The organism is Sulfurimonas gotlandica GD1 (assembly GCF_000242915.1).
Lineage (GTDB): Bacteria > Campylobacterota > Campylobacteria > Campylobacterales > Sulfurimonadaceae > Sulfurimonas > Sulfurimonas gotlandica.
Genome location: NZ_AFRZ01000001.1, coordinates 262,583 through 276,042, shown reverse-complemented (window position 1 = coordinate 276,042; position 13,460 = coordinate 262,583). Strand labels below are relative to the sequence as shown.

Here is a 13,460-nt window from a genome sequence, read left to right as displayed (position 1 = left end):
CTAATTATTCATAACATCTAAACAGAAATACAACTGGAAGAAAAAGGAATTAATTTGGTGAAATTTATGTACGCATTACTCTTCATATCTACGGGCCTATTTGTAAGTGAAGTTGTCAATTGTGTGATTGGTAATTGTAATGCTTTTTATATGGTTCTTTCAATTACTCTGTTAATTGGTGCTTTACTTGCTACAGGCAAAGCTGAGCGTGAAGAAAAGCTATTAAATAAACAAGAATCGTAAGATTCAAATGACAATTATTAATGTACAAACGACAGATCTTCAGATACAAATGACAAACCTCATATACTATAATAAAGAGACTGGTACCTATGTACAGTTTGAAATAGAGGGCAAGCATAGTTATAGTTTTTTCGACAATGAAGCTGATATCAAAGACGCTGCAAATAAGTTTGTTGATTATGTTATGTCTAAGATACTTCAGTTTGGAGCTGATGTTGAGTTTCCGATAAAACTACTTAAAGAGCTTGAAGATGAACAAGAGATAGATCTTTTTTTACTAGCTCCATTTAATGAGAAATCTAAAGAGACTTTAGCATCTTGCATCTTTGCAATAATCCCAGAAAATGATATCAGAAACTACTTTGATATAAAAACTAATACACGTTACATTTCCGAGGCAATAGGCAAAGATTCTATAATAATTTGCAGAGAACTAAATGATGGAAAGTACTCTGCGAGTAACATTTCGTTTATTGAATTAGAGACTAAATTTATAACTATTTAATTAAGCGAAAAAACGCTTGGAAGTTTGTTGATTTTTAAATATCATATTGCAGAAACAAGGAGAGAAGATGAAGTTAATTATGAATAAAGAGGTGTTTTTTGTGACGGTTGGCAGTATGGAAATTATTGATTATGGATTTAAAATATTTGAGCATGCTAGCTCATTAATATAGCGATATAAAGGATTAAGAATGTCGCTTCAAGATTTGATTATATCTATTAAATATTCTGAATTCGTAGAGTCAAATAAATTTTTATTTGAGAAGGTGCCAACACTAATTGATGTATTGGTGTATGGAGTATTTATGACTAGCTTTTGTTGGTTTTTAGCAATAGCAATTGATAATGATAAATATTCAAAACTAAACGATTTTGTAGATCGTATATTGTAAATAAGGAGAGAAAGATGAGTGATAGTAATGAAGGAAGTCTTTTAGATTCGATTATAGCCAGTGTAATAATTTTCTATTTTTTAATGGCAATGATAATACTGTTTCCACTATTGCCTGGAGGAGTTATCGGTTATGAATGGTCTAAAGAGTTAACTACTAATAGTGACATACATAAACTATCGATAATTATTGGAATGGTTATTAACTTTTTTGTATATAAAGCAGTTCTTAGAATGTTTGATATGGATATAGACAAGCTAAAAACAAAAGTATATATATACCTCTTTACGATAGGCTTCGTGATGTTTTTAGATACGCGTATAGATAACTTTATGCTTCATCAAGTCAATAAAATGATAGTTGAAACAATTAAATTCTTTTTAGATTTTGACAGATGGTTTGTCGATAACACTTTTCTTAATATGGGACTGATAGCTATATATGCTTTTATGAGTTTTTTGATTTTAGGATTTATAATTGATATCTTTAAACCAAAACGTAAGCATAAAAATAAATATATAAAATCAATTTAATGGAGATACACATGAGTAATCAAGAATGTAAGATCAGTAAAGAAGAAAAATGGAAACTTTAGGAAGATAATTTTATAAAAGAAAACCTGATGATTGGAGTTGAGAAGTGTAGACAGTGATTGTAATTTTAAGAAATAAATTTTCCACCACCGGTCTTGAAAACCGGCGAGGGTTATACCTCCCAGAGTTCGAATCTCTGAGGGTCCACCACCTTTTTATACAATCCCCTTATTTACGATACTTACAGAGATTTTTCATAACTAATTCTTATATCATTTTACTCAATATTTTTTATTACTCGCCGGTCTACTTTATCAGTGTATTGTAGTTTTTGATGAAATTGGTCGCAGATTTGTCGTGATGCATCAAAAAGTTCTAATATCTTAATCTATTTAATAATACATCTAAATTATCAAATTTTTGATTTGTATCACTCATTAAAGAATCAACCATTTCTTTATCATTTTTCTTCTTATCAATATAATAAACAACCATAGTAATTGATAAACCAGTAATAGCACCAACAAATACAGCAGTTAGTTCATCGGCAAAAGGTTCTAGTATTGCAGTACCTCTAATAAGTTTGTCAATGTACTCTTCTGCTATTACTCCTAGACTAACAATTAATCCACTAGCAATTAGTTTTTTAGCCTCATGCATTGAATCTTCATAACTCATATCTTCTGGTGGAAATGTAAGTAACTTAACAGCTCTAAATAATGAAAAAAGTCCTTCCCTTATAATTCTAACAACTCTTTTTCCAGTTGTTACAAACATATTAATAACAGTAGTTACTAAATTTGATATAAATCCAGAGATGAAACCATCTTTAAAAGCAATAGCAACATCTTTCCACTTACTTGTTACTCTGCTTGCTATCTTTTTTAATCTATCTTTTAATACTATAAAAAATCTATCATCGTCAAAGCCATAAGTAAAGCCATTTTTGTATATATCTAAAATTTCATCAAATACAGCAGTGAAGAACTCAGTAATAACAAGTCCTAAAGCTTGTTGTATACCCATTTTAGCACCTTCTTTTCCACTTGCTATTGCAGTATCTTTAGCAAATTTTCCGCTTGTATAATATTCTTTATTTATTTTACTATCTTGCTCTTCTCTTGCTTTCTTATCTGCTTCAATAGCTTTTTTATCATCAACCTTTTTAAGCTTTTCAAGTTTTGTTAATTCTTTTTGTTCTTTTTCAGATAAATTATCTTTTGATTTTAACTCTTTTATCTTTTTAATATTTTCATTTTTTCTACTTAAAAAGTCTTCCATAGAATCAGCTTTTTTTGACCTATTTATACTACTGTCTGTAGGCTTTAAATTCATGTCCGTATTAGCTAATTCTGCCCCATCCATACCAGCTAAAACTCTTCCAGCATCATCATGGATCTCTTTTCCTGAAACTACATGGTCTAAATCATGGCTATCATTTTGTTTGATTTTTTCCCCAGTCATATAGTCAGTTGCTGTTCCATCTTTTTTAGATGCAGAATGCTTTCTATTTATGTCTATAAATCTTTTATCTTTATGATATTCATCACTGTTGTAATCTCCTCTACTATCATAATTTTCTTTTGCTTCATCTGTTGCATATAGACCATTCTTATATTCTGTACCATCAGAATCTACAAAATCTTTGTTGCGAGCATTATGGATTGTATTAACATTGCCTCCAGCTTTATCATATGCGGCCACTACCTTACCAAGTCCAAATGGTGTTACAATAGAATTTATAACTTCCTTTTTACAATCATTTATAAGCTGATTAAACCTCTCATCATTAAAGTCCTTTTTAAATTTAATTAAAAAGTCTTTTGCTTCATCTTGTGAAACATTGAAATCATATTTAAAATCATAGTGTTCATTAGATTCCTTATAAATTTGTTTCATTTTTTTTTCGTTAATATCAGAATTTAAAAACTCTTCTACTAATTTTTTATCTGAACTCATATATACAGCAGTACTCTCACTAATTTTCTTTCTTTTTTTAAATCTATCAACTCTACTCAAAACAAATTCCTTTTATTAAATAAATTTTAGGCTGAAAGTCGCTCTTTAATTTCATTTACAAATTTATTATCATTATCTTCTCTTTCAGCAGTATATTTAACCATTTTCATAGCATAGTTAAAGGCTTCTAAGAAAGCTTTTTCTTCTTCAAGAACTTTACCATCAGCTTCTATAACTAGTTCTATTAAATCTCTAATACTTTCATGATTAGACTTCTGAACATGTTTCATATAACTGATAGCTTCATTCAAAGTAGGAGGATTATCTATTAGTTTAGCAATAGCTTCTACTACATGCTTAGGATAATTTGCATTTGAGATCCCACCAACAAACTCATTAATTTCATCTATTTCTTCTTTTACTATTTCACCATCTGAATTTGCAGCAGCAATGCCTACTGCACTACAAGCAATAATGTAATTGAAATATTCTTTATCTCCTTTAAATTCATTGACGGCATCTTCAAATGCTTGTTGAAATTTTTCTGCTTTTTTATTTAAACTAGAAATTTCCTCATCTTTTTTTTGCTCATTCTCATCATCTTTTCTTGACCAAGCAGCTCCTGCAGCAGCACCAGCTACACCTGCGCCAGTTGCAATAGCTCCAGCTCCTGCTAAAGAGGCACCTAAAGTAGCTGCTCCGAACAACGAACCACCACCTGTAAATGGTGCGGCTGCTACAGCACCTACACCCAAAGCTGCTAAACCTAAAATCTTACCAAACCCCATATTATTGCCCTTAAAATAAATTTCATTAAACTATTGTACTATTAAATAACTATAAGGAATATTTTAAAATAAAATATTCCTCTCGCCGGTTCCCATAACCGGCGAGCCATTCCCCACAAACTAATTGCCTGACGATGTTTCTAGGAATTGATGGAAGTATGTGCGACTCGCTTCGTGTCTTATACAGACTTTTTTATTACTTGGTTGCAGATTTATCACAACACCCCCTCTTTATTTATAATTTAAACTACTTTAAAATTAATTAATACTTTTCTTTGTTATAATTAATGCACTATGTCACAAATACTGATTCAAGGAAAAAAATGTATAAAGAAATAAAAGAAGCTACCACCATAGCTGACAAATCAGCGGTAGTAGCTGAAAGTGTTGCAGTAGCAGGTGTAAAAAGTATGGAAAGAGAAGGTAATAACTATAAAGAACTTATCAAGTATATTAGGAGTATACCGGGAGATATAGTTAAAAAAACAGTTTATATAGGACCAAATTTCATTAAATTCATTTTCGCGGCTTTAAATTCTAAAAGTACTGATACTAAGACAAAATTATTATTCACAGGAATTATAGTTTCGCTTTCCACACTCCTAGGACTTATGGTATGGGATATATCTTTAATTACAATGTTATTTGCCATAGGAGCTTTTGCTGGACCAGCTACAATAATAGGTGGTGTAATGTTTGGATCATTAATAGTGCTAATTAAATCGGCTCTTACTGCATTCATTGTATTAGTATCAATGAAATTATCAAATATGATGTATGAAGACACTGAAATAGAGGCAATAGCAATTGAAGCTTTTGGAAAAGAGGATGGGAAAAGTTTTGTGCAGACATTTAATCAATTAACTGCTTGGGATAATGGCAATATAGATAAATTTTTAGACTTAGCTATGAAGTATTTTAATAAGTTAGGTGAAAAATTTGAAAATAAAGATTTGACAAATATTGAAGAAAAGATATCAAAATTAACAATCAAGCAAAATCTAAAAAGTAAACAAAAAACAAAAGTTAAGAGCAGTCTATTAAATCAACTAAAATCACTTACTAGAGGTGAAGAGCTTGATGAGAATATGATTGTATCAGTTATCACGTTGCTATATCATGCAGTCTCCATTGATGGTGAAGTAAGTAATGCAGAATTAGACATCCTCGTTAACTTTATAAAAAATGAGTATCTTCTTGATGATGAAGATGTTCAAAACTTATTTAAGCAAATTAATAAAGAAGAAGATTTTGATGTTTTACTGAATGAGTTACAAGGACTACTTTCTAAAAATCAGATTGAAGATGTAGTTAAAATAATAGAAAAAATTATATCCGCTGATGATGTTATAACCAATGAAGAGCAATTACTTTTAGATGCAGTTAAAAAACAACTTTTATAAAACTATGAGAAATATTCTGCCGGTTATATTAACCGGCGAACCATTCCCCACAAATCAGACACAGTAACAACCAACTAATGCTAATGCAAATCAGAACAAGCTGAATTATGATGAAAGGGTTATATCACTATGGAATTTACCCTAGAAAGTAGACAACTACTAACCAAGTGAAAACATATATTATTAAACCAAATCAGGTATAATCTTATAATAAAATGAAATATAATTAAACAAACAAGTCTGGAGTTAAGCATTTATGGAATTAATAAGAACTGGAGTTTTACCGTTTAGTGACTATGTGATTTTTTATTTTGTGGATATGTTTGGGGTAGAGTGGTTAGCATTTTATCACTACATACTCGTTGCTATATTTGCTCTAGCTATTGCTGGATGGGTATTTGCTATACGAATGTACTTTAACTGCGATAGAGACATTAAAATAGCTCTAGAAAAGGAATGTGTAAAATGAAAAAAGCTTTCACAATGTTAGAACTAGTATTTGTACTAGTTGTCATAGGAATATTGGCTGCGGTAATGCTTCCTGATATGAAGAGTAGCAAAGTAGCAGAATCCGCTGTACAACTACAATCACATATTAGATATGCACAACACTTAGCAATGGTAGATGATAAATTTGACGCAGGTAATAATGTATGGTTTAAAGATAGATGGCAGATTGACTTTACAGGTAATACGTACTCTATAGGAAGTGATGACGGAGCTACGTTTGCTGTAGACTCACTAAATAGAGATCAGAACCTATCTGCCATCAACTTAAATGATGACTATGGTGTAACACTTAATTTTGGTGCAGGTTGTGGTGGAGCTAATGCTGAGATCAGTTTTGACCATATGGGAAGACCGATGATTGGAGACACTAATGCTTGGACACAATCTTATACAGCAGGCTCTTTAATGGTAGCAGACTGTTTAATCACAATTTCTATGACTGGAGAAACAAGCGTAGTATTAACAATTAGACCAGAGACAGGATATGTTTCGGGGATATAAGAGGAAGTATATTACTCACACTTATAAATAGACAAATAATGTTGTTTTTATAATAGCAGTATTCTAAATTAATCAAGCGTAAAAAGGTGTATGCCCTCTATCATTAATTAGATAATGGCTTTTTCTACATAATGAGTCTAGTGCTACATCCATGAATTCATCTATTCTAACGTTAGTTCCTGTCAAAGAAACTTCTACTTGAGACTTAAATAATAGTGGGAATTCTTTAAAATAATCATGCCAGTATCGCTTAATAACATCAGACCTATTTTCAATTAATGTAGGAGATGGAATCTTATTCTTTTTCCTTCTCTGGTTTAAATCACGATCAGTAGGTAGCATGTTCCACAAATCATTATTAAACCATACAGAAAAAGGCAATACATGATCAACATCATAGTTCGTTCCACTCAGCTCTTTACCAGACCAAACACATTCGTTCTCTTCATTTAATATATTTCTAATTGCTGATGTATTCCTAACTTCTAATGTATCACTAGAAAGTTTGTCTATCATGTCTTTTGCATATGATTGATCAACGTTCAGCGCTAAAGTTTTCTGTTTCCATTTTGACAATATAGTCGAAGTACCATATAAGGTTTGACCTAAATAACGGAAGATATTATAGTGTTGTTCTGAGATGGAGAAGGAGCCAAATTCTCTTACAAGAAAACTAGAATCATACATCATCCCATTTTCAAGTTTTATATCAGCAAAGCTTTCTTTATCTGGAGTAAAAAACTCATACTCTGACCTACCAATATATCGCATCGGCATACTGACGATTTTTTTTGCCATTTTCCTTGCAAGCTTAAAAAATTCATTTGATAACTCTAATGATAAGTTTGAACTCTTATATGACTTTATAAACTGCATATATGCATATTCCCATTCAACATATCTATCAAGATTTAATAAATAAAATATTTTGTTGTAATTAGCAATTATTGGCTTATCTAATACTGTACCACTGTTTTGTTGAGAAATATTTTTAAATACAAATGGCATATAATCTAAAATCCATTGCTCTACAATTAGTCCTATAGGTATACTGGCTCTATTATCTTTTACTTCTATTAAATGCTCATACTTTTGAGACGCGTTAATAACACTTTTAAGTAAAACATATTTGTATGTACTTGAGGTAGAATCATTTTCTATAATGTAACTTATTTGTTTTAGAGCTTCGACATCAATCATTTTTAAAAATCACCGTTTTCCAAGATATATTTTTACGATTTAAACTATCTTCATGTTTAATAGTTTCGACTAATGTGAAACCTCTAGAGTTGAAAAGTTCTATTAAATAAACTAAATTGACATCTTCAAAGTAACGTTCATCATTCAGCCTTTTTCCATCTGAATAACTAATTATTATACTAGAGTCTGGCTTTGTTAATTGCACTATATTTGCTACTACTTCTTCATATTTACTCTGCTTAAAATGCATCCAAACAGCTATAGAAATAACTGCTTCAAACTTTTCATTTAGCTCTAATAGTTCTTTTTGAAACGGCACAGATGTTTTAAAAAAATGGTCTTTTTTATCACTAAACCTATTTTTGGCATTCTTGATAAATTCACTAGATGGATCTATGCCCCACACATCATATCCATTATCATATAGGAATTGTAAGTCACGGCCTGATCCAAATCCAATATCAATAACACTACTATTCAATGGTATATATTTTATAAATAAATTATGTAGTAGTGACATATCAGCTTTATCGTATCTATCTATTAGCTCTGTTGATTTAGTGTTATAAAACTCTGTTGTTTTCATATAATTACTTTTCCATTACTAATTTACATAATGGCAACTGCCTATTAATATTTGATTGTTTATCAAACCATTCAACGACATTTTCAATATTAATATTCAATACTTTATATCCTTGTCTTTCATACTTTTCTATTTCGCTTTGCATTTTTTTTGAAAACTGTGCAATTAATATATCATTTTGAACTAAATAATATCGTTGATCCTTGGTAAGTTCTTTTACAAACACTTGACTGCCGGCTATAAGATCAATCTTTTTGCTAACTCTAAAACTAAGATATAAATGTTCTAAGTCCATAACAAGTGTTTTTCTCTTTGGTTCAATATAAACATTGGTGTTATGTTTATTTTCCACTGATTCTGTAGCATACTTACTAAATACACTATTGTCAGTAACAATTATCAACTTCTTTTTCGCACGAGTCATCCCAACATAAAACAATCTAATGAATTCATCATCTAAGGTAGCCTTATGAGCCATTAAGACAACTGTATCAAACTCTTTACCTTTTGATTTATGTATTGTAGAGACTAAAACTTTATTAAAAGTATTAACTAGCTGCTCAGAAGATATTTCATCTAAATATATACTCCATAAAGAAGGCGTATAAAGCTCATGATCATCTATAAAACCCTTTATAACTCCATACAGTATCAATAAATTTTTAGATCCAGTATATCGTTTTTTAGATTCTTCATAGACTTCCCATAGAAGATTTTCATTCAATTCTTTATCTTTTAAAAGTTGATCAACATATCTGATTTCTACTAAATTACTTAGCTTAAACCCATCATTATTTAGCAAATAGCTTACAGGAATACCTTCTTCATGTAATAATGAGTATATGTCAGCGACTTCGTTATTACTGAAGGCTAATACAGCTAAACTCTTGTCTTTTTCAATATAATCTTTAACTTGTTCAATGGCTGGTTGTTGTAAATACTGTGAATTACAATTGAGTATTACAACTTCACCTTGATGTTTTGAATTAGCTAAAAGGGGATGTTTTTTATATCTCATATTGATATTATTAATAAAGTTATTAGAATATTCTACAATGCTTTGTAGACTTCTAAAGTTAGTTAAAAGCTCGTACTGAGCATATGATTTAATATCTTCATCATTAATTCCAAACTCGTCTTCAAATAGCTTAATATACTTTATATCTGCACCATTCACATTAGATAAGATACACTGATCATCATCCCCAACAGCAATAAGTCTTTTTTTGTTTTCATGTGCCGTTGATAATGCCTTTATTAACTCAAAACCATCAGCATTTATATCTTGATACTCATCTAAAACAAGGACTGTTTTAAAAGGTACTTCTATTTTCCCATCATTTATTTGCTTTGCAGCAAGAGCTACGACATTTTTCAGTAGATCGTCATCACTACTTACTTCTCTTCCTACAAGTTGAAGAGAAAAACCATGAAAAGTAAAAATATCTATATCATATGCCAACTGACCAATCAACTCAAATAAACGAGATTTAAACTCTAACATTGCAGTGCGTGAGTAAGTCAACATCAAAAATTGATCAGCTTTTATATTCTCTTGTAAAATTAGAGATGCTATTTTATGTACTAAAACTTTTGTTTTTCCACTACCCGGTCCAGCTAAAATCATCATTCCTTGAGACTCATTGTCGTCAATAACTTTTTTCTGTTCATCAGATAATTCATTAAAAATTTTATTGTAACGATACTCTGTCATTGGACGTTTGAATTTTTCTTCTAACTCACCATATTTTTTTAGAAACTCTTTACGTGAAAGGGTGAAATAATTTTTCATGAATATTTGTGCATTTTTAGAGTCTTTTATCAGTCTTGTAGAGTACTCTCCAACTATATGGATAGATTCCATTTTCCTCTGATAATATGGCTCTAGCCTAGTTTTATACTCTTGTTTAGTGTATTTTTTATTAGGTGTTAGCATTCTATCAAGCTTTTGAATATTCATTGGTGCATAGTATATAAAACGACCATTTCCAAGCTCAATAACTTTTAATTCATGTAAGTGAAGTAGCGCTTTATCTATTATTTTTAGATTTTCAATCTTTAACTCTTCTTGAAGTTCTAACATTGAAAACTCAACCGACTCTTTAGAAGATGATTTCTTGTCAGTAATATTTTTTGTCAAAAATTTCATAATTTTTGAGGTTATATAATGCTTGTATCCAATAATTTCTTTCACTTTTTTTGTATCAATGAATTCAAAGTACCAAAGATCTTTTTGCCTATCTATCCTATTAAATTTAAATTGATGTCTATTTCCTATCCAACTCTTAAGTAGTACCTTTATAATTGGAGCCATATTTTCATTTTTAATATTTAATGTTTCATTATCTAACAACAATTGATTCAGCTCACTCATTCTAATTGTATGGTTATTATCACGAACTAAATATTCATATAATATATTTTCAACTTGCTGATAAACTGTATATGTATCTCTATTATCTTTACTGATTTTAAGACTCAAGTCTTTTGCATCAGAAATGATCTTCATCTCTTTAAGCTCTAAAACTGATTGAGTGACTTCTGCATGAGAATAGCCAAGTAGTTCAGTCATCTCATCTAATTGAACTGCTTCTGGCTTTCCCCTTCCTAGCAGTGTCTGAAGTATACGGGACAACCTGTCTTTTGAATCTTTACTATACTCTTTAGTATTATATGCCTCTTGTAATATAGCAAGAGAGTCAAGTGCTATAGCGTCAGCATAAAATTGTACTTTATTCCTAGATCTTTCTAGGTAATCTTCTCTTTCTAACTCCAAAAGAGCTGTCTTAACCTTCATATCATAATCATTAGAATTGTCTTCTGTATCCCATCCTGCTTTAGCAGCAATCTCTCTTGTTGTTAGGGCTACCGGATTACGTTTATCACTTTTAAGCACTTTAAATATTGAATTTATTTCATCAGCATTGATTTTTGAACGAGTAAGTGTCGTAAAGTGTTTATCTAAATCACTTTGAGAAAATAATAATGGGCACGTTGCTCTAAGCTTTTGATCTCTAGCCCCTCTACCTGCTTCTTGAGAATAATTTTCTAGTGATTCTGATATCTCATAGTGAATTACATTTTTAATATTTGGTTTATCAACTCCCATACCAAATGCAGTTGTTGCAACAACTATATCTATTGTGTCATCAATATAATCTTTCAAAATTTGCATTTTTATATCGGTTTCTAATTTAGAGTGAAATGATTTAACATTCTTACCTGTATCAATAGATAATTGTTCAGCTACATCATCACATTTTTTAGTAGAAGATGGAATATAAATTAGGGTAGAGCCTTCATTTTTATTAATAAACTCTAATAGGCTTGTATACTTAGCTTTATCATCTTCTAACTCATATCCTTCATAGTCTAGATTCTTTCGTTCAGGTATTGCTATATAACGACTCATTTGAACATTTAGAGAGGATTCTATATATTCAGTTATATCTTCTATAACTTGTGGCTTAGCAGTTGCAGTGAAGCAAGATATTGGTATATGCTCTTGAAAAGGCTTTTCTTTTAGTAAATCTTTTATAAAAGTACCTATGTAAAAATAATCATGTCTAAAATCATTTCCCCAAGTCGAAAGACAATGGGCCTCATCAATAACAAATCGTTCAATAACACGGTTTTTCAGCAAATTAAATACTGAGTTAGACCTAAGACTCTCTGGAGCTAGATAAAGAATATCTGCATCACCATTAATTACCTTATCCATTGCATCTGAACGTTCTGTTGGAGATAAATACCCACTCAGGGCAACAGCTTTATAATTAGCTACTGATTCATGAAAACTTTCCATATGATCTTTTATTAGTGCCTGGAGCGGAGAGACTATAACAGTAAGAGTCTTTAATGATTTGGCTTTTATTAAAGAAGGAAGCCAAAAAGTGAAAGTTTTACCTCCTCCTGTTGGCAAAATCGCAAGAAATGACTCATTTTTTAAACCAGCTTGAACTATTTCTTTTTGAGATATCATATTCCCAGTTTCAAGAGTAGCATTTTGGCGAGGAAAGTCTCTAAACGTACCAAAGCCAAAAATTTCTTCAGCAGTACTACTTAGTTCATCAACAGAATTGTCATAATCAAAGCACATTCTTTCCTGCAGTGATGTAATGTCTGGATAATCATATAATACCTTGGGTGGTTGCGCATTTACTTCAAGTTCAGGCATACGTATGGCAAGTATATATGCGAGTTCAATTCTTTTTAGCTCTAAAGCTTCTTGCAGTACTTCCTGATTCTTAACTATAGTTTTGAAAATATTTAGAATAGAACCCTTTAGTATTGGTTCACTAAGTTCTTCAAAAATATTTTCCTTTTCTATTAGCTCAAAGAAACCTTCAAATAATTCTTCATTTTTTAATAGAGTAAATAAAATATTTCTTTGTAATGTCGGTAGTATTCTAAACTTATTTATAGACTTAACAAGTAGCTCTTTTGAAAGTTTCGCATCTTTGACTGGATCATTTAAAAAATTATCTTCATTTTTATAATTTTTTGGAAGATTATGAAACGTTTTTTCGTTAAATAATAACATCGATATAGGCAGAGTGTCAATAAATACTTTTCCATGAAGCAAACTGTTTATAGAGCTAGTCTCTAGAATTTTTTTATCAAAGGCAATTATATTATGCCCTACAATGTAGTTAGTAGAAGCATCTTGTATATATTCATATGCTTCTTTAATGGAAGTAGTTTTTAATTCCTCTTCTTTATATATCAGTCCAAGTTCTTGAATATCCCCACTATATGTAGCTTCAATATCTATATAAAGAGGTTCTATATTCATTAATAATTACTCACTTGTAAACATTGATATATGTATTCTAGATAGA

Annotated in this window: 12 protein-coding genes; 7 read left to right on the top strand and 5 right to left on the bottom strand. The window is 30.4% G+C overall.

All coding sequences use genetic code 11. From position 1 onward, the window contains the following. Positions 1–57 precede the first annotated feature (57 nt). The 4 genes from SMGD1_RS01310 to SMGD1_RS01295 all read left to right on the top strand — a co-directional run bounded on the left by SMGD1_RS01310 (position 58) and on the right by SMGD1_RS01295 (position 1,672). Positions 58–243, top strand: a complete 186-nt coding sequence (locus SMGD1_RS01310; protein ID WP_039920195.1) for a hypothetical protein — start codon at positions 58–60, stop codon at positions 241–243. Between the two features lie 7 nt (positions 244–250). Continuing rightward, entirely contained in the window at positions 251–748 is a 498-nt protein-coding gene (locus tag SMGD1_RS01305; RefSeq protein WP_241761418.1) for a hypothetical protein, read from the top strand. Positions 749–938: 190 nt separating this feature from the next. Continuing rightward, positions 939–1,139, top strand: a complete 201-nt coding sequence (locus SMGD1_RS01300) for a glutathione S-transferase family protein (RefSeq protein ID WP_008338286.1) — start codon at positions 939–941, stop codon at positions 1,137–1,139. Positions 1,140–1,153: 14 nt separating this feature from the next. Continuing rightward, on the top strand, positions 1,154–1,672 hold the full coding sequence (locus tag SMGD1_RS01295; RefSeq protein ID WP_008338605.1) for a hypothetical protein: 519 nt from the start codon (positions 1,154–1,156) through the stop codon (positions 1,670–1,672). A 375-nt stretch (positions 1,673–2,047) separates the two neighbouring features. Here SMGD1_RS01295 and SMGD1_RS01290 read toward each other — a convergent pair whose 3' ends face one another. Together SMGD1_RS01290 and SMGD1_RS01285 are read right to left on the bottom strand one after the other, a co-directional pair. Continuing rightward, on the bottom strand, positions 2,048–3,691 hold the full coding sequence (locus tag SMGD1_RS01290; protein WP_008340408.1) for a DUF4200 domain-containing protein: 1,644 nt from the start codon (positions 3,689–3,691) through the stop codon (positions 2,048–2,050). 26 nt (positions 3,692–3,717) lie between these two features. Continuing rightward, entirely contained in the window at positions 3,718–4,419 is a 702-nt protein-coding gene (locus tag SMGD1_RS01285) for a TerB family tellurite resistance protein (protein WP_008338538.1), read from the bottom strand. A 323-nt stretch (positions 4,420–4,742) separates the two neighbouring features. Between SMGD1_RS01285 and SMGD1_RS01280 the strand changes: the two genes are divergently transcribed. The 3 genes from SMGD1_RS01280 to SMGD1_RS01270 all read left to right on the top strand — a co-directional run bounded on the left by SMGD1_RS01280 (position 4,743) and on the right by SMGD1_RS01270 (position 6,833). Further along, positions 4,743–5,822, top strand: a complete 1,080-nt coding sequence (locus SMGD1_RS01280) for a tellurite resistance TerB family protein (protein WP_008338253.1) — start codon at positions 4,743–4,745, stop codon at positions 5,820–5,822. Positions 5,823–6,078: 256 nt separating this feature from the next. Further along, positions 6,079–6,291, top strand: coding sequence for a hypothetical protein (locus SMGD1_RS01275; RefSeq protein ID WP_008340405.1), 213 nt, complete (start codon positions 6,079–6,081; stop codon positions 6,289–6,291). Further along, positions 6,288–6,833 (top strand): pilus assembly FimT family protein, encoded by a 546-nt coding sequence (locus SMGD1_RS01270; protein WP_008338598.1) that lies wholly within the window; start codon positions 6,288–6,290, stop codon positions 6,831–6,833. The genes SMGD1_RS01275 and SMGD1_RS01270 overlap by 4 nt, the downstream gene beginning before the upstream one ends. Positions 6,834–6,905: 72 nt before the next feature. Here the strand turns inward: SMGD1_RS01270 and SMGD1_RS01265 are convergent, their stop codons facing one another. Genes SMGD1_RS01265 through SMGD1_RS01255 form a run of 3 tightly spaced genes read right to left on the bottom strand, consistent with a single transcriptional unit; the run spans position 6,906 to position 13,414 of the window. Further along, positions 6,906–8,033, bottom strand: coding sequence for an HNH endonuclease domain-containing protein (locus SMGD1_RS01265; RefSeq protein WP_008338520.1), 1,128 nt, complete (start codon positions 8,031–8,033; stop codon positions 6,906–6,908). Beyond that, positions 8,026–8,619 carry a class I SAM-dependent methyltransferase gene (locus tag SMGD1_RS01260; protein ID WP_008338516.1) on the bottom strand — a complete coding sequence of 198 codons (594 nt, stop codon included), beginning with the start codon at positions 8,617–8,619 and terminating at the stop codon, positions 8,026–8,028. Before SMGD1_RS01260 ends, SMGD1_RS01265 begins: the two co-directional genes overlap by 8 nt. Before the next feature lie 4 nt (positions 8,620–8,623). Further along, on the bottom strand, positions 8,624–13,414 hold the full coding sequence (locus tag SMGD1_RS01255; RefSeq protein ID WP_008338667.1) for a RecQ family ATP-dependent DNA helicase: 4,791 nt from the start codon (positions 13,412–13,414) through the stop codon (positions 8,624–8,626). Positions 13,415–13,460: the final 46 nt, after the last annotated feature.

Coding starts and splice junctions, on each gene's coding strand:
- SMGD1_RS01305 (WP_241761418.1), top strand. CDS start 251: ATGACAATTATTAATGTACAAACGACAGATCTTCAGATACAAATGACA.
- SMGD1_RS01300 (WP_008338286.1), top strand. CDS start 939: ATGTCGCTTCAAGATTTGATTATATCTATTAAATATTCTGAATTCGTA.
- SMGD1_RS01295 (WP_008338605.1), top strand. CDS start 1,154: ATGAGTGATAGTAATGAAGGAAGTCTTTTAGATTCGATTATAGCCAGT.
- SMGD1_RS01285 (WP_008338538.1), bottom strand. CDS start 4,419: ATGGGGTTTGGTAAGATTTTAGGTTTAGCAGCTTTGGGTGTAGGTGCT.
- SMGD1_RS01280 (WP_008338253.1), top strand. CDS start 4,743: ATGTATAAAGAAATAAAAGAAGCTACCACCATAGCTGACAAATCAGCG.
- SMGD1_RS01275 (WP_008340405.1), top strand. CDS start 6,079: ATGGAATTAATAAGAACTGGAGTTTTACCGTTTAGTGACTATGTGATT.
- SMGD1_RS01270 (WP_008338598.1), top strand. CDS start 6,288: ATGAAAAAAGCTTTCACAATGTTAGAACTAGTATTTGTACTAGTTGTC.
- SMGD1_RS01265 (WP_008338520.1), bottom strand. CDS start 8,033: ATGATTGATGTCGAAGCTCTAAAACAAATAAGTTACATTATAGAAAAT.
- SMGD1_RS01260 (WP_008338516.1), bottom strand. CDS start 8,619: ATGAAAACAACAGAGTTTTATAACACTAAATCAACAGAGCTAATAGAT.
- SMGD1_RS01255 (WP_008338667.1), bottom strand. CDS start 13,414: ATGAATATAGAACCTCTTTATATAGATATTGAAGCTACATATAGTGGG.